We start from the raw sequence: 25626 nt of genomic DNA on the forward strand, positions 1-25626 counted from the left end.
TCAGCGCCTGGCAAGGGGCTTCCCTTTTTCGAAAACCCGAAGGGGTATAGACTGCCCGCTGCGGAAATCCCAAGAGTGGGTCGGGTCAAAAAGGGTTCGGGAAGCGGATTCGTACGAAGGGGTTTGCCCCTTAGCATACTCGGAGAAGTTAGCCACTCTTGGAATCTCCTTCGCTGGGTTGGTTTTCAAGAGAGGGGCGCCCCTTGCCAGCCGCCGCCTCCCCCATCCAGCTTTGGAGATGGGAAAGGGAAAAAGATTAAAAGATAAAAGATTAAAAGACAAAAACAAAAAGCCATCGTCGTTATGTCAACAAACGATGGCGTTCCTTCTTTTCACAGAGAGCAAGCTACACATCAAATTCCATTCTATGAACCCTCAAGACGCGCTGTGCTCTACTATCTCTCTTTTCTTTTCTCTATCTTTCCCCGATCTCAAGCCTTCCGTCTCTCAATTCAATCCCCTGTCTCAGCGTCTCTTTAGGAAAGATAAACGTCCAAGGCGTAGCAGTTTTCGGCCCTACAACCAAAGCTGATATGGTAAAGTGATGCACCGCCATACACTCACCATTTTCCACGTACCTCAATTGGGTATCGGCAAAAGTCAGCGTATCCTCACTTCCATTCTGCACCAGCACCGTAGCCAGTAACTCTCCGCGATGATTCAGCGCTGTGCGAATCGGGGTCAGTTCCACGTCCCCTTGGGATGGTCGGGGCGTGGAAGCAAACAGGCCTCGGATCAGCTCGTCATCTTGGGCAGAAAGGGCTTTAGCCCATTTGGTCTCATAGCAAAGCTCAAAAGGCATAACCGGCGACGCCCTCCCCTGTTCATGTTTTGTCATGTACGAGCCATTTATGACAGTGCTCGATCCAGCAATTCCACGATATGCACGGCCTCCATCTGATCAGACACGCCAGCGCGGTTGACCCCGTGCTTCATCTGGATCAGGCAGCCTGGGTTGGAGGTGACGACATAGTTGGGCTGGGTCTCTTTGACGTTTTCCATCTTATCGTCGAGGATATCCATGGACATCTCATAGTTGGTGATATTATAGATCCCCGCAGAGCCGCAGCAGCTGTCGGCGCGGTTCATTTCCACATAGGTGACACCAGGGATGCTCTTGATCAGGTCGCGTGGCTGGATACGGATTCCTTGGCCATGCGCGAGATGGCAGGAGTCCTGATAGGTGACACGAGCGTTGAGCGGCTTGTCAAACGTAAGCGGTGGCAGTTCCGTCAAGATTTCATTGATATCCCGCTGTTTGGAGACAAAATTCATCGCGCGCTCCATCCAAGCCGGATCATCGTGGAACCAGTGGTGGTACTCCTTGAGTGCGGCCCCGCAGCCACCCGCATTGTTGACCAGATAATCGACCCCGGAGCGCTCGAATGCTTCGATATTGCGTTTGGCCAGCTCAATCGCCCCTGCTTTTTCCCCTGCGTGGGCGTGGAGGGCACCGCAGCAGACCTGGTTCTCGATCATCTCCACGTCACAGCCTGCTTTGGCGAGCACGCGGGCGGTGGCTTGGTTGATCTCGTAGAACAGGACGTCCATCATACAGCCGAGGAACAGACCGACGCGAAGCGTGGCTTTTGGCTTGGTGGACTTGACGATCTTGAGGCGCTTGCGGCGCTGCATCGGGGAGGCGATGGTTTGGATCGCGGCTTGCATCTCGGCCATTGGCTTGGGCAGGATGTTGACCAGCCCAGTGCTTACGGCAAGCTTCTGCATCCCGGTCGCCTGTGCTGTCCAGAGCAGAGTACCTGCGGTCTTGAGACGGGCCGGACTTGGGAACACCTGATCAAAAATCACTTTGCGGATCAAGAGCTGTCCCTTGGTCTGCTTTTTGTTGGTCTCGACTACCTCGCGCGCTGTCTCCAACATACTGCCGTATGGGACGCCTGCCGGACAGGCGGTCTCACAGGCACGGCAGCCGAGGCACAGGTACATGTTGTGCTCGAACTCGTCATTGATGGTGAGCGACTCCTGTGCGACCCCTTTCATCAGGGCAATTCGTCCGCGCGGGCTGGCGGTTTCTTTGCCCGTCTGGCGGTAGGTTGGACAAGCCGGCAGACAGAAGCCGCACTGCATACAGTTCATGATTTCATTCATGTCAAACTTGTTCAGCAGGCTCAGATCGGTACAGCCGGGCACGGTTGGGACACCGGGGTTTGCCGAGTGACCAGACGCCGCATGTGTGCCAGAGCCAGACGCCATAGAGCTGCTTCCACCCGCTTCGCTAGACGGATTGCTTGCTGTCATCATGTTTGTGTTGTGTTTCGTCATGTCCGCACTCACACTTGCTCACCACCACTCTGCGACGATCACTCTTCGCAAAAATTTTGCCCGGATTCATGATGCCGTTCGGGTCGAATGCTGCTTTGATCCTCTTCATCAGGTCAATTCCTGCTTCGCCTACCTTGAGCTCGAGATAGCCTGCTTTGGCAATACCGACACCGTGTTCGCCGGTGATCGTGCCGCCCAGCTTGATGGCTGCGTGGAAGATCTCTTCGAATGCTTTCTCTACGCGGTGAATCTCTTCCTTGTCACGCTCATCGGTCATACAGGTTGGATGCAGGTTGCCATCGCCTGCGTGGCCGAAGGTGCAGATTTGGACATTGTATTTTTTCGCAATCACGTTGACTTGCTCGGTCATCTCAGCCAGATGGGCGCGTGGCACGGTCGCGTCTTCGAGGATGGTGGTCGGCTTGACACGGGACAGTGCAGACAGCGCGGCACGGCGGGCAGCCATCAGCTTGTTGGCTTCATCCGTGGTCTGTGCGAGACGTACTTCGACTGCGCCTTCCTGGTATGCGATTTCTTCGATCCGCATGATATCGCGCTCCACCTGTGCCTCCATCCCGTCCTGCTCGATCAGAAGCATCGCCTGCATGTCGCACGGCAGACCGATTCTGGCAAAATCCTCGACTACCTTCATCGTCGCTTGATCGAGGAACTCCATGGTCGCCGGGATGATCTTCGCCGCAATGACTCGCTGGACGGTACGGGCCGCATCGGTCAGGCTACGGTAGTACGCCACCATCGTACGCTTGGTCTCTGGCAGCGGGAGCAGCTTCGCCGTGATATTGGACACGACAGCAAGCGTCCCCTCGGAGCCGACCATCAGCTTGGTCAGGTCATAGCCTGCGACGTCTTTGGCGTTTTTGCCGCCGACATGGAGGATTTCGCCTGTCGGCAGCACCAGCTCCAGACCCATGATATAGTCCTTGGTCACGCCGTATTTGAGACCGCGCATCCCACCTGCACACTCAGCCACATTGCCGCCCATCGTGGAGATGCGCATGCTGCCCGGGTCTGGTGGATAAAACAGACCAAGGCGCTCCACGGCCGCATGCAGATCGGCAGTGATCACGCCAGGACCGAAGGAGGCGGTCAGGTTGTCTTGGTCGATTTCACGGATTTTGTTGAGGCGGTTCGTATTCATCACGATACCGCCCTCGACAGGAACAGTCCCTCCGCAAAGGTTGGTTCCAGAGCCGCGCGGTACGATCGGAATACGGCGGGCATTGGCAATCTTTAAGATAGCGGCGATCTCCTCCGTACTGCCCGGCATCACCACCGCATCCGGCATCGATTGAAACAGCGGCGTGGAATCGTAGGAATACGCGTACAATTCATTTTCCGTATCCATGAAGTACTTGTCTCCGACGATCTGGAGCAGCTCGCTTCTCACCTCTTTGCTGAGCATATGCATTCTCCTTTGCTGATAAAATGATGGCTTTATTTCTCGTCGAGCACCAGTGCATAGACGATCCCCGGCCCATGCACCCCGATGGTCAGATCATTCTCAATATCGGCAGAGCGGCTTGGCCCGGAGATAAAATGAATCCCCGCAGGCATACCATTCTGGTTCCACTTGGTCACTTCCCGCATCACTTCGCCCATCTTGGTCTTGATCACGCCCGCAGGCACGATCGCGATGAAGATGGTCGGCAACAGGCTGAGTGAGCGACCTTTTTCAGGACTGGACGTGACGACGACAGAGCCAGTGTGGGCCACCGCAAAATCGACGACCGTGATCCCGATATCAGCACCCGCCGCTTTGGCGAGCAGATCGGCCGGGCTGTCCTTTTCCCAGATGGTCATATCGAGGTCGGAGAGCTTCTCATCTACCTTCATCTCTTCCAAAAGTCCGTGCTTGGCGCGGATGATCTGTTTGGCCGACATCCCATGTGCCAGCTCGTCGATGAAAGCCGCGATCTCTTCCTTGGTGGCAAAACGCTTCGCCGTCCCGCCTAAGCTCTCCCAGTTGCGCATGAACAGCTCGATGCGCTCCTGTTCACCGAGATTGTACTCCCGCCAAAAGTCAGGGACACCGCGCACCGGCTGAACCGGCTTTTCCGTGATGCGGTCGCGTCCGAGACGGTTGGCGATATGGGCAAAAAACACCCCTTCTTTTTCACGTGCCTGTTTATCTAATTGTTCAATGAGTGGATGAGGTTTCACCGTTGTTTCCCCCGTTTCGCCACGATCTCTTCCATGCGCTGTTTGATGTCGGCTGGCAGTTCGTTTTTGGTCTGTTTCAATTCTTGATCAAGCTCGCTCCACGAATCACGGAACGATTGGGGCGCCAAGGCAGGTGCATGACGGAAGCTGTTCCACGCTTTGAGCGGGCCGAGCTTGCTTGAAATCATGCCGTTTTTGACGAGCGGCAATTGCGCCACTTTACCAAAACGCAGGACGCTTCGAAACAGTCTGTGGTTGGAGGCGACGATCTGGAAGCCCTTCATGCCGAGCTGCTCTGCTTTTTTCACGATACCCTCTTCCACATTGCGACGGCGGATATAGACCAGCATGTCGTGCAGCGGGATTTTGACCGGACAAGCCTCATGACAGGCCCCGCACAGGGTAGACGCATTGGCGACCTCGCCCCACTGTTCGCGGTTATCGAGATTAAGTACCGGTGTAAGTACCGCACCGATCGGGCCAGAGTAGACCCAGCCATAGGTGTGACCGCCGACATGACGGTAGACCGGGCAGGCATTGAGACACGCCCCACAGCGGATGCAGTTGAGCACTTCCTGAAACTCAGGGTCACCCAGCTGTTGGGAGCGTCCGTTATCAAGGATGATGATGTGCATCTCTTCGGGACCGTCTGAATCTTCGCTGCGCTTCGGCCCGTTGATCGCGGACATGTAGACCGTCAGCTTCTGACCGGTTGCGGCACGCGGCAGAAGCGATGCCATCACTTCGAGGTCTTCAAAGGACGGAATGATCCGCTCCATCCCCATAAACGTAATCTGGGTCTTCGGCACCGTGCTGACCATGCGCGCATTTCCTTCATTAGAAAAGAGCACCATGGAGCCGGATTCGGCAATCGCGAAGTTACAGCCCGTCATCCCGATATCGGCTTCGAGGAATTTTTCACGAAGCTTGCTGCGGGCAAAGCCTGCGAGCGTCTTCGTCACTGGCGGCAGCGTCTCCCCTGCTTCTGCGGAGAACAGGTCGGCTACCTGCTGTTTGTTCTTATGGATGGCTGGAATAATGATGTGCGAAGGAGTCTCCCCCGCAAGCTGTATGATATATTCACCCAAGTCGGTTTCGACGACTTCGATGTCGTTTTCTTCGAGAGCATGGTTGATATGGACTTCCTCAGACACCATTGATTTAGATTTTACCACTGATTTGGCTTTTTTGGCTTCCATAATCTTCATGGTAATGTCGACAGCTTCCTTGGTATCTTTGGCAAAATGTACATAGCCACCTGCTTTGCGCACGTTTTCGACGAACAGGGACAGATAATAGTCCAGATGTGCGATCGTGTGCAGACGGATCATCCGGCCACGGTCACGCCAGTCTTCCCAGTTGCCCAGCTCATCGGTGGCCGACTTTTTGTTGGTGCGAAGCTTCTCGGTCGTGTACTTGACGGCATTGCGCAGGAATTCATCATTGAGCGCGACACGGGCGCGTTCTTCTAACGTAGATGTTGGGTTAAATCCGCTCATGACTGTTTGCTCACCCCTTCATACAAAAGCTCTGCCAGATGCATCACGCGAATCGGTTTGCCTGCATGCTGCAATCTGCCTCCGATATTCATCAGACAGCCCATATCCAGACCGACCAGCACCTCTGCCTGGGTCTCCAGCACATGCTCTGCTTTTTCCGTCACCATCGCACCGGAGATGTCGGACAGCTTGACAGCGAAGGTACCGCCGAAGCCGCAGCAGTCTTCTGCATACGGGAGTGGCACGAATTCCAGACCTTCGACTTTTTCCAATAGCTGGTATGGCTCATCCTTTACACCCAGCAGTCTTGTGCCGTGGCAGGATGGATGATAGGTGACCTTGTGTGGAAAATGTGCGCCCAGATCGGTGATCCCCAGCACCTTGACGAGAAACTGGGTGAATTCATAGCTTTTCGCGATCAGATCCTTCGCTTTTTTCAGATAGATCGGCTCATCGACGAACAATGTCTCATAGTGATGATGAATCATGCTGACACACGAACCGGACGGCGCAATGACAAAATCACTGTCCTCAAACGCGTCAATGATCGTACGCGCTGATTCCCGTGCGGTGTCCCAATACCCGCTGTTAAAAGCAGGCTGGCCGCAACAGGTCTGCACTTCGGGAAAATGCAGCTCGATCCCATAATGATGGAGGAGGCGGGCCATCGCCTGGCCCACCCTCGGATAGATTGCGTCTGATAAGCATGTGATAAAAAGGGATACTTTCATGTATGGTTTCCTCCTGTCAGACGGTTCAAAAAATCTTCGTTCTCTCTCTGTTATTGTAACTCCTATTTTTGGAAATATCGCTACGGAAGCATCCAAGTCAGCACATACGCTTGCAGGTACGTGATAATCCCAACCATGACCAGGAAGAAAATACTGTGTTTGACGGTAAAGCGGAACAAGTCGGATTCTTTGCCCGCCAAGCCTACTGCCGCACATGCAACTGCGATGGATTGCGGCGAGATCATTTTACCAGTTACGCCACCTGTAGAGTTGGCTGCGACGAGCAGACCGTCATTGACCCCGATGTGGTTGGCTGTGATCTGCTGCAGGTTGGAGAACAGGGCGTTGGATGAGGTGTCAGATCCGGTGAGAAATACCCCAAGCCAGCCGAGGAATGGCGAGAAGAATGGGAAGAGTGCGCCAGATCCTGCCAAAAGAAGTCCGAGTGTCGCGGATTGGCCGGAGTAGTTGGCAACAAACGCGAAGCCAAGCACCATCGAGATCGTGTAGATCGGCCAGCGAAGCTCAATGACCGTCTCCTTCAGCGTGGAGAAGAACGATTTGGAATCAAAACGCAGGTAGATGGCGGTGATGATCGCCCCGATAAAGATCGCTGTCCCTGTTGCTGACAGGATGTCCAGCTTGAGCACCGCTTCGTACGGAGTCAGCTCGTTCACGATTGGCTGTGCTTTGAGAACCATCTTGTCGAGGAAAGGAACGTGGATCTTGAATACGAGACCTTCCAGTACGCCGTCTTTGGCGAACAAATCCTTAAACGGCTTGAGGCTCCAGATCGTAACCATGATGGTGAGGATGAGGAAAGGTGACCATGCTTTGGCGATTTGACCGCCTGTGTAATCGCCGACCCGTTCAGATGCTGCCGCCACTTCTGCACTCATGCCTTGGTTTTCAAAGCGGAAGATGCGTTTCGGCTGCCATACCTTGAGGAACAGGGCCAGACATACGAGGGAAACGAGTGCGGAGGTGATGTCCGGCAGCTCAGGACCGAGGTAGTTGGCTGTGATGTACTGTGTAACCGCGAAGGAACCGCCGCCCACGAGTACCGCCGGCCAAGTCTCCTTCACACCGCGCCAGCCGTCCATGATCATGACGAGCCAGAATGGAACGATCAGTGACAAGAGCGGCAATTGGCGACCCGCGATCTGACCGATCTCAAAAGCCGGAATGCCTGTGATCTGACCTGCGACCGTGATCGGAATGCCCATCGCACCGAATGCGACCGGTGCCGTATTGGCGATCAGACAGAGACCTGCTGCATACAAAGGATTGAACCCAAGACCGACGAGCAAAGCTGCCGTGATGGCAACCGGTGCACCAAAGCCTGCCGCCCCTTCTAAGAACGCTCCGAAGGAAAAACCGACGAGCAGCATTTGCAGACGCTGGTCACGCGTAATTCCGACGACAGAAGAGCGGATGATTTCGAACTGTCCGGTTTTGACTGTGATTTTGTAAAGGAAGACAGCGCTTACAATAATCCAAGCAATCGGCCAGATGCCATAGGCGAAGCCATAACCCGCAGATGCGAGCGCCATGCTGACCGGCATTTTGTAAGCAAAGATGGCGACCGCGATAGACAAGAGCACAGTAATCGTTCCCACCACATGCCCCTTCATGCGAAATACTGCCAATGCGACGAAGAAGAAGACGATTGGAATGAGTGCAACCAGCGAGGAGGTTACCACGTTGCCCAACGGTTCATAGACCTGGGTCCAAGTTTGCATACGAACACCTCTTTTTCAAAAAATTTTGTATCGTTAAGCCGAGTGGCGTAACTTCAGAGATGAGAGGTTCTGTTGATCTGGTCATCTGATGACTAGTCTGCAGAAAAAGTCAGTTAGGGTGTAACTGACTTATCATGTAACATGTCACGCTCGACACCGCGCAGATGAGTAAGCATCGCTTCCTCTGCGGCGTTGGGATCTTGTTCTGTGATGGCGTGATAGATTCGCGTGTGTTCGGCGAGCAGTCGCTCTGGTGTGCCGGGATGACGGTACATCTGTTCCCGGTTGTTCTTGAGCGATTTCTGCAGCGTCTCTGAAAGCGATTGCATCATTGATTCTAAAATAGAATTGCGGCTGGCTACAGCGATGGCATAGTGGAACTGCCAATCGGCCTGCTCTCCCAAGTCTCCCTGATGAAGACACGCCTGCATCTCATCAAGGGCCGCTTGAATCTGGCGTAAGTCCTCTTCATTGCGGCGCTCGGCAGCCAGTCTCACAATACCGACTTCCACGATTTTACGGACTTCTAACAAGTCTTGGGTATCCTGATTGGTGAGTGGTTGGATGTGCTCGAAGCTGTTCATCACCTGCTCTGGGTTCAACTTGGTGACGAACGTCCCCTCTCCCTGCCGGATCGTCAAGAGGCCCATCGTCTTAAGCGAACTGATCGCTTCCCGCAGTGTGGATTGACCGACACCAAGCATCTCGCCCAATTCGCGCAGAGACGGCAAACGGTCACCAGCCTGATAGACCCCCGACATAATCTGTTCTTTCAGATAGTCGGCCACTTCCTCATAGGTCTTGCGTACCCGAAACTGTGAACCCTCTTTCATAAAGGCACCTCACGTTCAACATAAGGTCATCTGATGACTGTCTGTTATGTTACAAATTTAGTGGATGGGCATTCAATTGTCAACTGTAATTTTGGACATTTTTCACTTGACATCGTATCTTGTTACCTATTCGTCAAACGTAAAAGGTGTTTGATAACCGTCTTTTATTTTACGGACCGCTTCATCATGAGTGGATACCAATGGAAAGATTAGATGAAGCTTGGAAATCGTGAACAACTGCAATATCAATGGATCAAGGACGAGAATAGCGATTTTTTTGGTGCCGACCCGCTTGGAAAAATGGATCAGTGTCCCGATTCCTGTGCTGTCAATAAACGAAAGCTGGGACAGGTCAAAAATATATCCGTTGCTTGTGATGTCCAGTTCGTTCAATTTTTGTCTGGCGGTATCGGTTTGTCCATAAATAAATTTTCCCTTTAATTGGATCACAGTGAAGCCGTCGCTCTCCTGAATCGTAATCTCAAAAGGTCCCACTGGTTTATTCACTGGTATGCTCTCCCCTCTTGCGTAATCCGACGAGCTGGCGCCCATCGTCTGTCTTCTCAAACCACAGCTCGTCAGCCATCTGCTTCATGATCAGAAGCCCGCGGCCATTTTCTTCCCATAGTCTGTCCTCAAGCGTGGTGCAATACTGCCTGTCGAGGACATCCTGCGGAATTCCTCCGGCTGAATCGATGATATGAATCACCACTTCAGCCGGACTCGCCGTCATCTGCAGACTGACCGTCTCCCGTGTCTCTTCCCCATATGTCTGCTGCGTGGCCTCGATTGCATTGATCAGTGCTTCATGGACGGCAACATACAGGGCATGGCGTCCTGCGAAGCACACTTTTTCCAAGGTCGACTGGTAGGTGCCCTCCATCAGCTCCAGGTACTCGTGCTGTGCGGGACAATCGATTTGTACACGGATCATAAGATGCCTTCCTTCTCTTATCATGAATGTGGGTATCCGTCGGGGATCGAGATTGAGATCAGGCAGATATCGTCTGGTCTCTCTTCCACCTTTTCTACCTGTCGCTTCATATGGCGGATAAAACCGTCGTTGCTCTCATGCTGATGCTCGTGAATCATCTTTTTCAGATAGGCCGGGGCTTGGATATCCGTCTTGCCGAATACCTCCATCAGGCCGTCTGTATGTAGGACGATGCGCGCCGGAGCCGTATAACCGAAACTCCCCTGCTGAATCGGCATCTCCGGAAAAATCCCCAGCGGAATGCAGCCATCTGACAAGGAATAGACCGTATCTCCGCTTTGCAGGATCAATCCTTCCGGGTGTCCTGCATTGATATACTTGATCTGACAGGATTGGGTATCGATTAAGAGGTAGAGTGCGGTGGCGTAGTGGACAACCGGGAGATCTGTGCTCTCGATATAGAGGGAGGTCATATGTCTGTTCAACTCACGGATTACGTGGATCGGCTCAATCGCCGCGGTGAGCAGTCCACGCAGCAAGGCACGGATCGACATGCTGACCAAAGAAGCAGAGACGCCGTGGCCCATCACATCCAGGATGATGACGCCATAGCGGTGCTCGTCGATTCGATACCAGGCGTACATGTCGCCGGACAACTCCTCGGACGGCATATAGATAGCATCGATCTCGATCTGATCGTTGGTGATCGGTGGGGTGAGCACGCTTTGCTGTACTTTTTTGGCGACTTCCAGATCCTTGCGCCGTCGGTCTTCGGCGATCCGCTGCTCGGTGATGTCGGTGAGTGTTCCGGAGGTTCCCAGCACTTGATCGGCTTCTCCTTGAGTGACGCGGGCCAGGACGTAGATCCATTTGTACCCGCCGTCTTTGGTGATCAGGCGCACCTGGTGGTCACACTGCGTCACCTGCCCGCTAAACATTGGGAGGAAGCATTGCAGCTTGTGGTTGCGGTCCTCTTGATGGATATACTCCAACAGTGGTGTCCCGATGCTCTCGGAGGTCGTATATCCCGTGATCTCCGTCCATGCCGGATTCAAGAACGTGATGCGCCCATGGGAGTCCGTCTGGAAGATCACCTCATGGACGTTGGTGATCACGCTTTCGTATTTTTCGTTGATTTGGCGCAGGTTCTGCTCCATCTGACGGGTATGCTCCAAGCTTTTGCGCAGCTCGATTTCGGTCATGACCATCTGGCTGAAATGGCGCAGCAGATCCATCTGCTCCTGTGTAAAAAGACGCGGCTTGATGTCGATCAGACAGAGTGTCCCCAGAATATTGCCGTTCTTGGTGATCAGCGGAGCGCCCGCGTAGAAGCGGATATGCATCGACTGAACCAACGGATTATTTTGAAAACGGATATCTTCTAGCGCATTGTGGACGGTCACCGGTTTTTTCTCGGCGACAACATGCTGGCAAAACGCCATTTCGCGGCTCGTTTCGGTGGTGCCCTCCGGCAAGCCGACACAGGATTTGAACCATTGCCTGTCTTCACTGACCAGTGAGATCAAGGCGATGGGCATCTCAAAGATATCGGCTACCATTCTGGTGATCCGGTCAAACGATTCTTCCTGGGGTGTATCGAGAAGGTTGAGATCATACAGTTCGGCCAGACGCCGCAATTCTTCTTCAACCGAAGAGATTTTGATTCCAGAACGCAAGATCGCTTCATTCCACCTTTTCATCTTGTCCCCCCATTGATTCCGTTCCTTTATGTGTTGATTGATACGAGCCGATTGGTCTCAAAAAACCGGCGAAGAAGAGCATGCCCATGCTCGGTGAGGATGGACTCCGGGTGAAATTGGACGCCTTCGATCGGCAGGCTCTTATGTCGCAGGGCCATGATCTCCCCTGTCTCTGTCTCTGCTGTGATCTCAAGACAAGCAGGCAGTGTCTCGCGTTCTACCACTAGCGAATGGTAGCGGGTCACCCGATACGGACTCTCCAGCCCGGCAAAAACACCCTGCCCTTGATGGTGGATCAACGACGTCTTGCCATGCATCGGCTGGCTGGCCCGCAACACTTTTGCTCCGAATGCCTGTGCGATCGCCTGATGACCGAGACAGACCCCCAGAATCGGGATACGCCCGGCCACGTGACGGATCACATCCAGACAGATTCCGGCCTCATCCGGATTACCCGGCCCCGGTGAAAGCAGGATCGAGTCAGGCTGCGTATCGTCAATCTGCTCCAGTGTCACCTCGTCATTGCGCAGCACCACTACCTGTTCTCCAATCTGATAGAGATACTGTACAAGGTTATATGTGAAAGAATCATAGTTGTCGATAACCAAAACCATACCGCTCACCATCCTGTCTGTTCATGATGTCACGCTTCTTCCAGCTTATACCTCTACGCTCACCGGCACCCACTCGCGCAGACTGTTGATCAGCCAGATGCGGGATGCCTGCTCCAGATCCTTGACGGTTAGCTTACGTTCGTGAATCTGGTCTTGTGCAAGCAGCTCCGCCCGAAATGTCCCCGGAAGTAATCCCGACTCGATCGGCGGCGTGTAGTTGACCCCGTCCAGCTCCACGACGAGATTGCCGATGGTGAATTCGGTCAGCTCTCCTTTTTCATTAATAAGCAGAACATCCATGATATCGGTACGGCTTCCGCGCGCTTTTTCATATAGGCTCCGGTTGGTTGTCTTATGATACAAAAAACGGCTGTTGCTGTTGATCGGCTCCGTCGCCAATGCCACCTTTTGCACGGTGTCTGGCATCGGCTGGAATGGATAGGACTCGACCTGTATCTCACCGCTCTGTGTAAGCAGCAGCCGGACACGGTAGAGACCGCGTGGAACCTGCCCAGCGTGCTCTGCCAGTGCGTCCAGAACGGCCTGACGGTCAAACGAAATGCCAAAATAATCGGCAGACTGCGCAAGCCGCTCCAGATGATGCTCAAGCAACGTATACGCCCCATCCTCCAGACGGATCGTCTCCAGCAGGTCGAATGGCTCATGCTCCGCCGTCAGCAAGGCCGCTTTGGTCAGGATCTCGGCGTATTCGTCCTCCGAGGTGGAGTCCCATGTCACACCGCCGCCTGCCCCATACTCAGCCTCCCCTGTCTCTGTATCGATGAGCACCGTACGGATCGGGATGTTAAATACCGCTTGTCCCGCAGGCGTGAGATAGCCGATCGTGCCGCAGTAGACATGGCGCGGGGTCTGCTCCAATTCGGAGATGACCTCCATCGTGCTGATCTTGGGTGCGCCCGTGATCGAACCGCACGGGAAAAGAGCGGCGAACACATCCTCCAGTGTCACCTCAGGACGGGTACGGGCTGTGATCGTCGAGGTCATCTGATAGACCGTCGGATAGCGCTCAATCTCAAACAGCTTATCCACCTGCACCGACCCAATCTCTGCGATACGTCCCAGATCATTGCGCAGCAGGTCGACGATCATCAGGTTTTCCGCTTGGTTTTTCTCAGAGGCGGCCAGTTCATCGCGGCGGGCGAGGTCTTCCTGTACCCAGCGTCCGCGCTTGGCGGTTCCTTTCATCGGCTTGGTGGTGATGGTCATATTCTCCCTGTCCCAGCGGAAAAACAGTTCAGGCGATGCCGAGAGAATCCGATAGCGCCCCGTGTCGAGATAAGCGGCATAACTGCCCCGTTGCAGACCGCTCAGACGCTTGTAGAATGCCAGATCATCCCCACTAAAACGGGCGCGCATCCGAAGCGTATAGTTGACCTGATACGTATCCCCTCTGGCAATCGCTTCCTTGATTGCGGCGATGCCGGATTGATACTGCCCGACGCTGATGTCCGGCCGCCAGTCTGAGATGGTGTACCCGGTGCCTTTTTGTGCCATATGCGCTGGTGCGTCTTCTTGTACAATCTCGGGTGAATCCGTCGGCCAGCCCCGCTCAGGCTGCCGATAGATGCCAAACCACAGCAGTGGACGTCCCTCACTTGTGACTACCTGATAAGCCGGATCAAAAGCAGGAGCCGCTTCATACGCCAAGTAGCCTGCCGCATAAAAGCCTCTGCCGACCGCTTCCTGTACCCGGCGCAACGCAGGACGTACCTCCCCGACAGTCATTGCCGTGATGATCTCCAAAGGTTCACGAAACAGGTATGGTTGTTGTTTATCGTTAGGATCATGAAATTCAAACAGAAGCATGAAAACCGTATGCCCTCCTTATTCAAGGCCCATAAAAAATCTTCTATCTTCTAATTAAAACATATTCAGTAGGTGATAAGTAGCGGAAAATTTACAGACCGGACACTCCCGGACGTTTCTCTTATCGTGAAAACAGGAATGACCAAAGCCGCTTCTACTCATGTAGCGGTTCAACTGCCTGCAGCATAGGGATTTTATATAAGTATTTACTGTGCGTATATTAATTTTAAAAATATAAATAAAATAATTGATTTTACATTATTTGGTGTTATATGATTCATACATATGATTTATCTGTTTATTTAGGACTGGCTCTTACGTCAGTCTGACAATTGCAGGTACATCTACTTACTATGAATGGAGGTGACTCGTATGATTAAAAAAGTAGCGTCTGCTCCTTCTCTTGACAGACCACCTGTCGATGTTTGTGGCTTGGACTTATGCAACGGCTGTGGTTTTGATATCTGCAGCGCCTAATCCTTGATCCATCTACTCCACATGCAGGAGGTGATACGTATGATTAAAAAGGTAGCGACCGTTGATGCTCCACAACAAGCTATCCCTGTATGTGGGGTAGACATGTGCTATATCGGCTGCGGTATTGACATGTGTGGCGTTTAGTTTTTTCGGAATCTTCTCTCTTTTTCGATGGAAGTCTCTTTATGAAGGCTTCCATCTTCCTATTCTATTGGGGGTGAACCTGCGTGTCCTTAGCACAAATCCAAAGTCTTGTTTTACATCTCACCGTGAACCCAGGTCTCTTAGATGAACTGGAGCAGCAACCTGAACTCGTGGGGCAACGGTTCGGTCTGACCACGGAAGAAGTGGGCTTCGCCCGTCAGATGTCTCGCCCTGTCTTGCATTCTTTCCAGCTTCAGATCGCCAACAAGCGGATGGGTACGAGACATCGTGAATATGTCAAACGCACTACATCCTTATTTGAGCCAAAGCAACGTGCGCAGTTGATGCTTGAATTTCTGTCCAAGCATGAGATGCGTACGAATACCTGGGGGCAAAAAATCCCTGACTATCTTGACTTTTTGAGCGAGAAGCTGACAGATTCCCCATATGCAGCCATCTTGCAAGAGATCCCTGCCTTTGAAAAATGGCTGTATACCTGTTCCCTCCAAGCAGAGCCGACTGGTTCAAGTGAAACAGCAGGTTATGTGCTCTCTGCTACTGTACAGGTACATGCGTTTCCGTTTCCGGCCGAAGAGCTGATTACCGGAAATCTCCCGATGGAATTCCTGGTGCAACGCCATGGGGAGACAGGTTATGTGCTGGGCATGTGGACAGGGACACAAGTGGATCTGTTCGAGATCGACAACAGCTACTATGAATTGATGACCCGCTGCAAAGAGCCGCTTTCGATGGAAGAGCTGCTGGCTGTGGCGGAAGAGATCCGCGTCCGTTTTCAAAAAGACCGTACCGCACAAGAGATGGTGCAGGAACTGCTGGAAATGGCGATTCTCATCCCGATCGGAGAGGTGACAGCGTAATGGCAAGAGGTGTAGGTGTTGGATTCCGCCCTGAATTCGCCGGGCAAAGCGAGCAAGTGCTCAAGCATGTCGATTTTTTGGAGTACAATCAGCGCAGATCTCTGGAAATGGTTCGGCAAGATCTCACCCCGTATCTTGGTCAGATCCCTGTGGTCATACATAGTCTGAATCTATCCCTTGGCTCGGTTCAACCGCCGCCCGAGCACCGTCTGGAGGCGATCAAGCGGACAGCCGATCTGGTCGATGCTTCTTGGGTAAGTGAGCATCTGTCGTACTGTCGTCACGATGATATCGAGGTGGATAATTTTATCGCCCTGCCGTATACCGACGAGTCCATAGAGATCGTCTCCCGTCACATTATCAATCTGAAAAACCTCTTGGGCCGTCCGGTGATCATGGAAAACATCACGCACTCCTTCGTCTGGCCGGACAAGCAATACAGTGAAGCCGAATTTATTAAGCGGGTCTTGGAAAAAGCGGATTGTGGGCTGCTCTTAGACGTGACCAATCTGTACCTCAACTCCACTACGCATGGTTATGATCCGTATGAGTTCCTCCAGACAATCCCGGCTGATCGGGTGGTACAGCTTCATCTGGCTGGTCACAGTGAAGTGGATGGGCAGATGGTAGACTCCCATGTCGGCGGAATCGATGCAACCGTACTCGGCTACACCGAATGGATTCTCAAGCACACAGCCTGTGATGCGATGACGATCGAGCGTGACTCGGAGATGAGTTCATTCGATGACCTGCTGGATGATCTGCAATTGTGCCGGGAGCTCTACACCAAGTATGGGAAGTCTCCGATCAGCAAGTAAAATCAGCATGAGTTGGAAGTGATGCAAAATGATTGGCAGAGGCTTTATCCCCCATGATTGGGGCATGGATCAAAAAGACAGGCCAGCATTAAGCCGGCAGGTGCTGCTGCGGATTTACCGTCATTTCATCCCCTACCGCTGGCTGGCTGGTCTGGTTGTGCTGTGTATTGTGGTCAACACGTTGTTTGGCGTGGTACAGCCGATCTTAGTCCGCTCGGTGGTGGACGTGGCAATCCCACAAAGTAATATCGGACTCTTACATACGATGATCTTGACAATGCTGGGTGTCGCCCTGCTCCAAGGTCTGGTCGGGGTGCTCCTGACCTATCTCAACACGCGGATCGGGCAAGGTGTGATGTATGATATCCGCAACCAGATGTATCAGCATCTGCAACGGATGTCGATCCGTTTTTTTACCAACACCAAATCAGGTGAGATCACGTCCCGGCTCAACAATGATGTGAATGGGCTTCGGCAGGTGGTGACGGATACGTTCGCCTCTTCGATTAACAATCTGCTGAATGCAACGCTGACCCTGCTGACGATGTTCGTGCTGGACTGGCGGCTGACGCTCCTGTCCTTGGTGCTGCTTCCGATCTTCGTGATCCCGACGAAGCGGGTCGGCGCACTCACCTACAAGGCACAGAAAAATACGCAGATGAAGCTTGCGCAGATGTCTGCTTTTATGCAGGAGACGCTGTCTGTGAGCGGTGCCCTCCTGACCAAAACCTCGGGGGCGCAGGAGATGGAGCGTTCCCGTTTTGACAAGATGAACAAAGAGCTGATTCAGTTGATCCTCTCGCAGAGCATGATCGGCCGCTGGTTTTTTATGTTCATCAACATCATTCAGACTGCCGGGCCCGCCTTGATCTACTGGTATGGCGGAAGCATGGTGATGTCGGAGCAGGTGACGCTTGGGACGGTGATTGCTTTTACGATGTTTTTGAACCGTCTGTATACGCCTGTCTCTGCACTGGCCAGTCTGCGGGTGAATCTGCTCGGGTCGGTCGCTTTATTCGAGCGGCTGTTCGAGTATCTCGATCTGAAGGTGGAGATCGACGAAAAACCGGATGCCATCCAACTGCGTGATGTGGCGGGCCGGATTGAATTCGAGCAGGTCTCGCTCAGCTATGATGACAAGCGGAAGGTGCTCGATGACCTGTCCCTGACCATCCAGCCGGGGCAGATGGTTGCCGTCGTCGGTCCGAGCGGCTCAGGTAAAACCAGTATCGCCAATCTCGTGATGCGGCTCTACGACCCCACATCGGGAACCGTCAAAATCGACGGGATCGACCTGCGGGATGTCTCACTCCAGTCGCTTGGCGCCCAGATCGGTGTCGTGACCCAGCACAGCTACCTGTTTCATGGGACGATCATGGAAAATCTGCGCTATGCCAACCCATCCGCAAGGGAAGCCGAGATCCATGCAGCAGCCGAAGCCGCCCAGATCCATTCGCTGATCACCCGCCTGCCCAAAGGCTATCAGACCGTGATCGGGGAGCGCGGCTACAAGCTGTCCGGCGGGGAAAAACAGCGCATCGCCATTGCCCGTGCCCTTTTGAAGCGGCCCAATATCCTGATTTTGGATGAGGCAACATCGGCACTGGACACTCAGTCTGAGGCACAGATTCAGGCGGTCTTAGATGAAGTGACACAATCCTGCACATCGCTCGTCATCGCCCATCGCCTGTCAACCATCCGTCAAGCTGATAAAATCATCGTACTGCACGAGGGTCGGCTGGTGGAAGCAGGCAGCCATGAGGAACTCCTCGCGCAAAATGGGCTGTATGCGCGGTTGTATGAGCAGCAGTTTGCCCATGAGGATCGCGTGGATCGTATGGAGCATGCCAAATAACATACCACACTGGAAAAGGCCAGAAGTCCACAATCGGACGACTGACCTTTTTGATTTTGACATTTTTGATTAGGCTGCACTGCCCAAGTGCTGGACGCGTCTGATGGCAATCAGCTGGTAGTTTTTGTAGTACCAGGTGAGGTCGGTGATCATCATCTTTTTCTGCTTCCAGGCGGCATGGGCCATTTTGTTGTTGCCCATGTAGATACCGACGTGGCTGACCACCCCATTTTTATTGGTGCTAAAAAACAGGAGGTCTCCTGGCTGAAGCTCACTCCGTTTGACCGGCTTGCCGATTTTGGACTGGGCATGGGTGACACGTGGCAGATTGATCCCCAGCTGTTTGTAGACGTATTGAACGAATCCACTACAGTCGAACCCTCTGGGGGTGTTACCGCCGTAGACATATGGCTTGCCGAGGACGGTTTGGACTTGCTTGGTGAGTTTTTGTTGGAAGGTGGGTTGGGGTGCGGGGGTGGGAATTTTAGTGGCGGGGTGTTGGAGTGGTGCTGATGGGGCGGGAGTTTTAACTTTGATTGGTGTTGGGGCTTTTGTTTGGGGTTGAGGTTTGGGTGGTGCTGGGACTGGTGCTCGGGTTTGGGCTTTTACTGGCGTTGGAGCTGGTGCGGAGGTTTGGGCTTTTACTGGCGTTGGAGCTGGTGCGGGGGTTCGAGCTTTTACTGATGTTTGGGTTAGCCCGGAGGTTTGATCTTCAGTTGTCGTTAGTGGTTTATCTGGTTGTTGCGTTACATTGAAATCCGAATTAACAGCCTGATTAGTCAGCTCATTTCCCGTTTCGGAGGCTACTTTAGAATTAGACGGTGCAACAGCCGGGTTTGCCTGTTGTACTGTCGCTTTTGCAGGCTGTACCGTGTTTGTCGGCTGTACCGTCGCTTTTGAGGGCTGTACCGTGTTTGTCGGCTGTACCGTCGCTTTTGCAGGCTGTACCGTGTTCGTCGGTTGTACCACTGCTTTTGCAGGCTGTGCCGCGTTCTCCGGTTGTACCACCGTTTTTACAGGCTGTGCCGCGTTCTCCGGTTGTACCTTCACTTTTGCAGGCTGTACCGCATTCGCTGGCTGTATATCCCTCACTGGCTGTACCGCTTTCCCCGGCACTCCCTGCCAACTCTCCCCTGCCTTTTTCCCCAGCATCCGTCTGTACCCAACCACCTGATCATGCCGGTCGTACCAAGTCAAGTCTGTGATCATGATCTTTTTCTGTTTCCAGGCGGCGTGCACCATTTGGTTGTGACCCACGTAGATGCCGACGTGTCCGATGATGCCGTTTTTAGAGGGGCTGAAAAAGATCAGGTCACCCACTTGCAAATCCTTTCGTTCCACAGGGATGCCCGCGGCGAATTGGTTTTTGGAGAGGCGGGGCAGATCGATCCCGGACTGCTTGTAGACATACTGGACGAAGCCGCCGCTGTCGAACCCTTTGGGCGTAGCGCCGCCTGCGACGACAGGCTTGCCGATCAGCGAATCGACGGTCTGGATCAGTTGCTTGCGCATGAGCTGTTCGAGTGGAGATGGCACCGACTTGATGATCAGCCCTTCTCCAAAAGCAGGCTCGCCCAGATCATCTGAGACGGCGGTATCCTCTTTTTTGTGGCTGACTGGTTTGGTCTTGGTTTTGTTGGCTGCCTCGACCGCAGTCGGCTCCATGGTCAACAACGCTCCGGCGAGTGCCAGAGGCAAGAGCAAGGCTTTCTGCTCCATGTGCATCCTCCTTTCATGAAAAAAGCATGGATGTACAACTACCTCTAGTGTATGGTGCTGGGGGCATTGGGTCTTGTACGTTCGAACTAGCGTGGTGAAAAAAAGTTGTGAACACAAAGAACCAGCCGTTCTTGATCGAACGACTGGTTTTTGGCTTGGATATGGATCTGCGATAATCTGTACAAAGCAGGCCGCTTCGCTTGTCGGCTTGCATAGACAGTCCAGGGTTACGCAGCTGGGTTTGGTTTCGCTGTTTTTTGCTTCTGCATTCTCCCAAGCAAAAGTACACCGCCCACCACGGCAATCGTCAAGAGCCACTTCAGCCATGCATTCTCAGTGAAAAACGGTTCGAGGAACGGCTCCTCCACGATCATCTTCGTCGCAGTCCAAGCCAATACCCCTGCACCGATGTAGATGATCACTGGGAAACGCTCCACCCATTTGAGGATGATCGTGCTGCCCCAGACGACGATCGGCACGCTGATCAATAAGCCCAGCACGACCAAGAGGAAGCTTCCGTGTGCCGCACCTGCAACAGCCAGTACGTTATCCAGCCCCATTACGGTATCCGCGATGATGATCGTCCGAACCGCTGCCGCCAGACTGGCCTGAGTCTGTACGTTATGATCCTTCTCCTCGACCAGCAGCTTGTAGGCGATCCACACCAAGAGCACGCCCCCGATGAGCAAGAGACCCGGAATTTGGAGCAGCCAGACCACGGCCAGTGTCAAGAGCGAACGGATGACAATCGCACCAAGCGTTCCCCAGAAGATGACTTTTTTCTGCTGATCCTTCGGCAGATTGCGGGCTGCCAGACCGATTACGATCGCATTGTCGCCCGCCAAGACCAGGTCAATCACGACGATTGCGAGTAGGGCCGACCAGAATTCAGGTGAAAATAACATGTCCATGCAGCAACACTCCTTCGTAACCAAAATGTTCTACCTATGAAAAAACCTCTGCAGTGTGAAAAGATGGGAAGCATAACCCACACATTCACAAGGCAAAGGTCTCGCAAACAACACTTTGGTTGCCAATAAAGCCGGGGATGGGTTATCCCGTATTGACGACTTTACTGTACCTGCTACTCCCCTTTGGAGGTTATTTCACGATATATATCAAAGTATTACGATATAATGATGTGTTGGTTTCAAAAAAAATAATCATTTTCTCCAAAAAAAACGCCAGATCATAAGACGGCTGACTCATTATGCGGTTTCGCGGTCAGAAGGGGTTGGCCTTGGCTTGATGAATAATCCCACGATATACAGAATAACGGGGAGACTGATTGCGATGCTCAGTGCCCATACCGGCCACACATGCTCCAACAACTCAACCGCGCGCACCTTATCCAACACGATCCAGTAACCAAACGCTGATAACACCAGGGCAGATGGAATGATCATCGGTCGTATGTCTTTTAGTCCGAACAACTGGGAGGCAGCCTGGGATGTGCAGAGAATGCAGATCATCGTCTGAACCAAGGACGTGATGGCAAAAAACGCGACCATGATCATCTCGTATCGATGGATAAACATCCCGATCTCCGCACTGCGGGCCAATTGCATACACGAGACCGTATAATGACCGGTTACTTCCGGCGAAAGCACCCCCACCTCCAGAAGCGGCCACATCCCGACCATAATCGCGCTAAACATGACACCTCCCACACCTGCGCGCGACCAGATCGTTTTTTCCCTGACCATCGGCAGAATCATTCCGGTCATCATGGTGGCCACCGCCCAATCTGTATCATTATGACGGCTGGCGATAAAGGTATTGATCACCCCTGTGTTGAGAAACGGCATCAGCTCCCTGACATCCATCAGGTGAAGCGATCCTATCAGTATCAGTACATTGAGTGAGATGATGGCAAAGACACCGACCAATGCTGTCCTCCCCAATACCTCCAGCCCGTGAAACACGCCATACACGCCGACGATCAAAGCAACGACGATCAATAACAGCACAGGCATTTCCGGTAAAAAGTAATCCAGCATGTGATAGACAAACGTAATCATCACCGTAGCATAAGCACCAAGAAAGAATAGGATTTGCAGCAAGCTGATGAATTTTCCCACCCATTTACCAAAAAGAACGGAAGCGTACTCCGCCAGATTTTTGTCCGGCATACGGCAGATGATCAAGACGGTGAGCAGCATGATCACCGAGCCTTTTATCGTAGAGAACACCATGGCGACCCAGATATCGTTCATGGCTTCTCTGGCCATCAAGCCCTGCGTGACGCCGATTGCCTTGGGATAGACCATGTTGATGATCAGTCCCATCAGAATCCCATTGGTTATCTTGGTCTTCATTTATTCTCACCTCTTTGGTTGACCCGTTCTTCGAGTAAGACAGGGTTGTTGATTTCCGTCTCGACATGCACCCTGACCACGGCGCGCGGGAACTCTTCCTCCCAACGGTCACGGACCTTTTTCCACTCTTTGGGGTACTTGTTCTCGAAGTATTTGCCCAGCTCCAAAAAATCCACCTTGTACGTCCGTTGCGCTGCTTTGACGACCTTCTCCAGCCGCTCTTTGAGCACTTTTTCCAACGGTTCTTCCATCAGTTGCATCAGTTCGGCCTGCGACAAGCGGGAGCGGCACCCCGATTCAACCATGTCCACATACGTTTTGAGACGGACGTCAAAATAAATCTTTCCATTCTGATACGTAGGTTCGACTGTAAACCGCTGATAACGCAGCTCCAGACTGGCCTCATTCTTTTTATCATCCGGACAGGGGATCGGGACGACCGCTGACTCCACCCGTTCGGTGAAATAGAGCAGGGCTTGTGACTCTTTGGAATCGAGAGTGCCGATTAATTTATCTTTGCGGAATATACCGGTGCCGCTCAGCTCCACCTGGTCAATAGATCCGTGCTCCTGCGGCTTCTTGTTGGAGGTTCCCCGGCCTTTGAGGGTAAGCCTCGCCAAGATGGGATGCGAGGTTCTGCTTAGATAAGCAGCCAGCAATTGGCGCATATCTGTGCGGGGGGCCTCCGCCACAATCTCGTTGTAGCGAAACAGCCGGTCAACGGATTGACCGGGAATCACTTCCAATCCGGTCTGGGTCGATACCAATTCGTGGGCGGCATGTGGGGTCACCGCCACCCAGGTTCGCATTCGCAGCTCGTGATTGCGGCTAAAAAAGTCGATGACATCCATGATCCCGTCACGGGCGTAATCCTCATTGATCACGATGACAAAATTATGTGCCCAAAAGATACGGCGCGACGAAAAACGGGCCAGATTGCGGATTGCCTCAAAAATGGTTCTGCCTTCAGCCGATATGGAATAGATCGGCTCCCCTGTCTGGCCGGATGGCGCCCCCGTCTGTCCACGCGCATCAGCAGGGCGGGCAATCTGTGCTGTCACCCTGACTGTCCCCTCCTGCTTCCCTTTGTCCAGCCCCACTGCCATAACCAGCGCCAGATCACTGATCTCCCGTTTCCCACAACCGGAGAGCAGGATTACAAACGCGATGCACAGGCAGACTGACAATGGTTTATTCATCCGATTCGTGCCCTCCTTGGTCGTGGTCGGGACCCGGACGCTGATTTTCCGTCTGTCGGTACATATCCCCCTTCGCCATATGCGGCCGCTTGTCCATCATCCACCAAGGCATACGGAATACCATGTCTTTTTGGTCGGATGGCCGAAATGGTGTAGCAGGTGAAAAATAAGGCTCCCCAAACGAGCGGACCGACATCGCATGGATGACCAACAGCATGAACACCGCAGCAAAGCCCAATAAACCAAGCGTCCCTGATGCGATCATCAAAGGAAACCGCAGCATTCGGATGGAGAAGGATGCTGCATAGTTCGGGATGGCAAAAGAGGAAATCGCCGTAATCGAGATGACAATGACCATAAACGGGCTTACCAGACCCGCCTGTACCGCGGCTTGCCCAATGACCAAGGAACCGACGATACTCATCGCCGAACCGATCGGTCTTGGCATCCGCAGCCCCGCTTCCCGCATCAACTCAAAGGTGATTTCCATGATGAGCGCCTCCATCAAGACCGGAAACGGCACGACCTCCCGCCCCGAAGCGATCGTGAGGGCAAGCGGTGTGGGCACCATCTCCTGATGAAAGCTAAGCAGCATCACATACACCGAAGGCGCAGTCAGACTGAGGAGAAACGCAATATATCGGATCATCCGAAAAAAAGTCCCGACCCAATAGCGGGAATAATAATCGTCAGATGCCTGAATGTATTGCCAGAAATACGTGGGCACAATCAACACAAACGGACTGTTGTCCACAAAAATCGCTGCCCGCCCCTCCAAGAGTGCTGCCGCCACTTTATCTGGTCTCTCCGTGCTTTGGATCGTAACAAACGGGGACAAGGGTACGTCCTCAATCAATTCCTCGATATACCCACTGTCCAGAATCGCGTCAATCTTAATCCGCTCCAAACGCTGAAACACCTCGTCAACCAACCCCGGCTTGACAATTCCATCAATAAAAGCCACGTTGACATCCGTTTTGGAACGCTTCCCGATTTTCATAGCCCGAAAATGAAGCAGCGGATCACGAATTCTGCGACGGACCAACGCCGTATTGGTACGTATACTTTCTGTAAAGCCCTCCCGCGGACCACGGATCACCGACTCTGTCATCGGCTCCTCCACACTCCGCGTCTTCCATCCCCGCGACGAGAGAATCAGAACCTTTTCAAAACCATCGGCAATGATCACCGTATCCCCTGACAATATCGCTTCAACCGCGGCTTCACAGCAATCCACCTGGCTGATCGAAGCATCACTTAGCAGGTGCGTCTGCACATTCCGGATCAAATCATACGAGCCCAGCACCGTTCCATCTAAATGAGTCACATGGTACTGCAAATCCCGAATCGCTTTGTCGATCTGCTTGTCATCAGCCAATCCATCGGTAAAAAAGAAACAGCATGGAATATCCACTTTTTCATGAATGATCACTTCGCGTTTGACAATATCACAGCTTTTGCCCAAGACTTCTTCCATCAGGGCGACGTTATCCTCGTAATCTATGGTAAACTCGCTTTGTAATAGCGCTTCCAAATTTTTCATAAAAGGACCCCACCCCTTATCCATGAGCAGTTACTACTCTGTATCGCCAAGTGTGCCTGCTGTTATTCCCCGTATGTCTATTCTTTTTGGAAAAGGGACAGACTGAGGAATTGGAGGGGGTTTCATGGATTTTTACCATTCGTTCATCTATACGTACATCTTTAATTCCACCTGGTTCATCTATACCGTCATTGCGGTTGTTTGCCTGATTAACATCCTTTCGCCGATCCTGCTCTGGATCATCTTCAGCGGAAAAGGAGGCAACAAGAAAAAAGCCTAACCTCTATCAGTAGAAGGTTAGGCTCTGTATATACGTCCCAAGCAGGAATCC

Annotated in this window: 22 protein-coding genes; 4 read left to right on the forward strand and 18 right to left on the reverse strand. The window is 52.9% G+C overall.

Features of this window, described 5'->3' with window-relative positions:
* Positions 1-415 precede the first annotated feature (415 nt).
* The 13 genes from FGI41_RS02080 to pabB form a co-directional block, all read right to left on the reverse strand.
* On the reverse strand, positions 416-802 hold the full coding sequence (locus FGI41_RS02080; RefSeq protein WP_176560078.1) for an SLAP domain-containing protein: 387 nt from the start codon (positions 800-802) through the stop codon (positions 416-418).
* Positions 803-849: 47 nt separating this feature from the next.
* Positions 850-2283 (reverse strand): (Fe-S)-binding protein, encoded by a 1434-nt coding sequence (locus FGI41_RS02085; RefSeq protein WP_368656544.1) that lies wholly within the window; start codon positions 2281-2283, stop codon positions 850-852.
* Complete coding sequence (locus tag FGI41_RS02090) at positions 2237-3706, reverse strand: FAD-binding oxidoreductase (protein ID WP_139488224.1); 1470 nt, start codon at positions 3704-3706, stop codon at positions 2237-2239. The genes FGI41_RS02085 and FGI41_RS02090 overlap by 47 nt, the downstream gene beginning before the upstream one ends.
* 32 nt (positions 3707-3738) lie before the next feature.
* Positions 3739-4464 (reverse strand): LutC/YkgG family protein, encoded by a 726-nt coding sequence (locus FGI41_RS02095; protein WP_139488225.1) that lies wholly within the window; start codon positions 4462-4464, stop codon positions 3739-3741.
* Positions 4461-5963, reverse strand: a complete 1503-nt coding sequence (locus tag FGI41_RS02100) for a LutB/LldF family L-lactate oxidation iron-sulfur protein (RefSeq protein ID WP_139488226.1) — start codon at positions 5961-5963, stop codon at positions 4461-4463. The genes FGI41_RS02095 and FGI41_RS02100 overlap by 4 nt, the downstream gene beginning before the upstream one ends.
* Positions 5960-6694, reverse strand: coding sequence for a (Fe-S)-binding protein (locus FGI41_RS02105; protein WP_139488227.1), 735 nt, complete (start codon positions 6692-6694; stop codon positions 5960-5962). Before FGI41_RS02105 ends, FGI41_RS02100 begins: the two co-directional genes overlap by 4 nt.
* Before the next feature lie 80 nt (positions 6695-6774).
* Positions 6775-8436 (reverse strand): lactate permease LctP family transporter, encoded by a 1662-nt coding sequence (locus tag FGI41_RS02110; protein WP_139488228.1) that lies wholly within the window; start codon positions 8434-8436, stop codon positions 6775-6777.
* A gap of 113 nt (positions 8437-8549) precedes the next feature.
* On the reverse strand, positions 8550-9269 hold the full coding sequence (locus FGI41_RS02115; RefSeq protein ID WP_139488229.1) for a FadR/GntR family transcriptional regulator: 720 nt from the start codon (positions 9267-9269) through the stop codon (positions 8550-8552).
* 126 nt (positions 9270-9395) lie between these two features.
* On the reverse strand, positions 9396-9776 hold the full coding sequence (locus FGI41_RS02120; protein ID WP_176560079.1) for an STAS domain-containing protein: 381 nt from the start codon (positions 9774-9776) through the stop codon (positions 9396-9398).
* Positions 9769-10203, reverse strand: coding sequence for an ATP-binding protein (locus FGI41_RS02125; RefSeq protein ID WP_176560080.1), 435 nt, complete (start codon positions 10201-10203; stop codon positions 9769-9771). The genes FGI41_RS02120 and FGI41_RS02125 overlap by 8 nt, the downstream gene beginning before the upstream one ends.
* A 20-nt stretch (positions 10204-10223) precedes the next feature.
* The gene (locus FGI41_RS02130) at positions 10224-11903 is read right to left on the reverse strand and encodes a SpoIIE family protein phosphatase (RefSeq protein WP_139488232.1); all 1680 of its coding nucleotides are present in this window, start codon (positions 11901-11903) and stop codon (positions 10224-10226) included.
* 26 nt (positions 11904-11929) lie between these two features.
* Positions 11930-12517, reverse strand: a complete 588-nt coding sequence (locus tag FGI41_RS02135) for an anthranilate synthase component II (protein WP_139488233.1) — start codon at positions 12515-12517, stop codon at positions 11930-11932.
* A 45-nt stretch (positions 12518-12562) separates the two neighbouring features.
* A complete protein-coding gene (gene pabB / locus FGI41_RS02140; RefSeq protein ID WP_139488234.1) occupies positions 12563-14344 on the reverse strand; it encodes an aminodeoxychorismate synthase component I in 1782 nt (593 codons plus the stop codon).
* A gap of 704 nt (positions 14345-15048) precedes the next feature.
* Here pabB and FGI41_RS02145 point away from each other — a divergent pair.
* The 3 genes from FGI41_RS02145 to FGI41_RS02155 are packed head-to-tail and all read left to right on the forward strand — an operon-like array spanning position 15049 to position 18516.
* The gene (locus tag FGI41_RS02145) at positions 15049-15843 is read left to right on the forward strand and encodes a hypothetical protein (RefSeq protein WP_139488235.1); all 795 of its coding nucleotides are present in this window, start codon (positions 15049-15051) and stop codon (positions 15841-15843) included.
* On the forward strand, positions 15843-16661 hold the full coding sequence (locus FGI41_RS02150; protein ID WP_139488236.1) for an MbnB/TglH/ChrH family RiPP precursor modification enzyme: 819 nt from the start codon (positions 15843-15845) through the stop codon (positions 16659-16661). The genes FGI41_RS02145 and FGI41_RS02150 overlap by 1 nt, the downstream gene beginning before the upstream one ends.
* A 28-nt stretch (positions 16662-16689) precedes the next feature.
* The gene (locus tag FGI41_RS02155; protein WP_139488237.1) at positions 16690-18516 is read left to right on the forward strand and encodes an ABC transporter ATP-binding protein; all 1827 of its coding nucleotides are present in this window, start codon (positions 16690-16692) and stop codon (positions 18514-18516) included.
* 69 nt (positions 18517-18585) lie between these two features.
* On the opposite strand, the gene FGI41_RS02160 is transcribed toward FGI41_RS02155, so the two are convergent.
* The 5 genes from FGI41_RS02160 to FGI41_RS02180 form a co-directional block, all read right to left on the reverse strand.
* Positions 18586-20235: a C40 family peptidase gene (locus FGI41_RS02160; protein WP_176560081.1), complete on the reverse strand. Its 1650-nt coding sequence runs from the start codon at positions 20233-20235 to the stop codon at positions 18586-18588.
* 227 nt (positions 20236-20462) lie between these two features.
* The gene (locus FGI41_RS02165) at positions 20463-21146 is read right to left on the reverse strand and encodes a TerC family protein (protein WP_139488239.1); all 684 of its coding nucleotides are present in this window, start codon (positions 21144-21146) and stop codon (positions 20463-20465) included.
* A gap of 297 nt (positions 21147-21443) precedes the next feature.
* On the reverse strand, positions 21444-22553 hold the full coding sequence (locus FGI41_RS02170) for a GerAB/ArcD/ProY family transporter (RefSeq protein WP_139488240.1): 1110 nt from the start codon (positions 22551-22553) through the stop codon (positions 21444-21446).
* On the reverse strand, positions 22550-23752 hold the full coding sequence (locus FGI41_RS02175; RefSeq protein ID WP_139488241.1) for a Ger(x)C family spore germination protein: 1203 nt from the start codon (positions 23750-23752) through the stop codon (positions 22550-22552). The genes FGI41_RS02170 and FGI41_RS02175 overlap by 4 nt, the downstream gene beginning before the upstream one ends.
* On the reverse strand, positions 23745-25295 hold the full coding sequence (locus FGI41_RS02180; RefSeq protein WP_139488242.1) for a spore germination protein: 1551 nt from the start codon (positions 25293-25295) through the stop codon (positions 23745-23747). The genes FGI41_RS02175 and FGI41_RS02180 overlap by 8 nt, the downstream gene beginning before the upstream one ends.
* Before the next feature lie 124 nt (positions 25296-25419).
* On the opposite strand from FGI41_RS02180, the gene FGI41_RS24710 reads away from it, so the two are divergent.
* A complete protein-coding gene (locus FGI41_RS24710) occupies positions 25420-25575 on the forward strand; it encodes a hypothetical protein (protein WP_176560082.1) in 156 nt (51 codons plus the stop codon).
* The last annotated feature ends 51 nt before the right edge of the window (positions 25576-25626 follow it).

The sequence above is a fragment of the Brevibacillus dissolubilis genome, assembly GCF_006170445.1.
Lineage (GTDB): Bacteria > Bacillota > Bacilli > Brevibacillales > Brevibacillaceae > Brevibacillus_B > Brevibacillus_B dissolubilis.

Excerpts from the sequence above, each read along its gene's own strand:
- FGI41_RS02155 (WP_139488237.1), top strand. The coding sequence starts at position 16,690 with ATGATTGGCAGAGGCTTTATCCCCCATGATTGGGGCATGGATCAAAAA.
- FGI41_RS02105 (WP_139488227.1), bottom strand. The coding sequence starts at position 6,694 with ATGAAAGTATCCCTTTTTATCACATGCTTATCAGACGCAATCTATCCG.
- FGI41_RS02100 (WP_139488226.1), bottom strand. The coding sequence starts at position 5,963 with ATGAGCGGATTTAACCCAACATCTACGTTAGAAGAACGCGCCCGTGTC.
- FGI41_RS02110 (WP_139488228.1), bottom strand. The coding sequence starts at position 8,436 with ATGCAAACTTGGACCCAGGTCTATGAACCGTTGGGCAACGTGGTAACC.
- FGI41_RS02130 (WP_139488232.1), bottom strand. The coding sequence starts at position 11,903 with ATGAAAAGGTGGAATGAAGCGATCTTGCGTTCTGGAATCAAAATCTCT.
- FGI41_RS02115 (WP_139488229.1), bottom strand. The coding sequence starts at position 9,269 with ATGAAAGAGGGTTCACAGTTTCGGGTACGCAAGACCTATGAGGAAGTG.
- FGI41_RS02165 (WP_139488239.1), bottom strand. The coding sequence starts at position 21,146 with ATGGACATGTTATTTTCACCTGAATTCTGGTCGGCCCTACTCGCAATC.
- FGI41_RS02135 (WP_139488233.1), bottom strand. The coding sequence starts at position 12,517 with ATGGTTTTGGTTATCGACAACTATGATTCTTTCACATATAACCTTGTA.
- FGI41_RS02150 (WP_139488236.1), top strand. The coding sequence starts at position 15,843 with ATGGCAAGAGGTGTAGGTGTTGGATTCCGCCCTGAATTCGCCGGGCAA.
- FGI41_RS02160 (WP_176560081.1), bottom strand. The coding sequence starts at position 20,235 with ATGGAGCAGAAAGCCTTGCTCTTGCCTCTGGCACTCGCCGGAGCGTTG.
- FGI41_RS24710 (WP_176560082.1), top strand. The coding sequence starts at position 25,420 with ATGGATTTTTACCATTCGTTCATCTATACGTACATCTTTAATTCCACC.
- FGI41_RS02175 (WP_139488241.1), bottom strand. The coding sequence starts at position 23,752 with ATGAATAAACCATTGTCAGTCTGCCTGTGCATCGCGTTTGTAATCCTG.
- FGI41_RS02170 (WP_139488240.1), bottom strand. The coding sequence starts at position 22,553 with ATGAAGACCAAGATAACCAATGGGATTCTGATGGGACTGATCATCAAC.
- FGI41_RS02180 (WP_139488242.1), bottom strand. The coding sequence starts at position 25,295 with ATGAAAAATTTGGAAGCGCTATTACAAAGCGAGTTTACCATAGATTAC.
- FGI41_RS02085 (WP_368656544.1), bottom strand. The coding sequence starts at position 2,283 with ATGACGAAACACAACACAAACATGATGACAGCAAGCAATCCGTCTAGC.
- pabB (WP_139488234.1), bottom strand. The coding sequence starts at position 14,344 with ATGCTTCTGTTTGAATTTCATGATCCTAACGATAAACAACAACCATAC.
- FGI41_RS02090 (WP_139488224.1), bottom strand. The coding sequence starts at position 3,706 with ATGCTCAGCAAAGAGGTGAGAAGCGAGCTGCTCCAGATCGTCGGAGAC.
- FGI41_RS02080 (WP_176560078.1), bottom strand. The coding sequence starts at position 802 with ATGCCTTTTGAGCTTTGCTATGAGACCAAATGGGCTAAAGCCCTTTCT.
- FGI41_RS02125 (WP_176560080.1), bottom strand. The coding sequence starts at position 10,203 with ATGATCCGTGTACAAATCGATTGTCCCGCACAGCACGAGTACCTGGAG.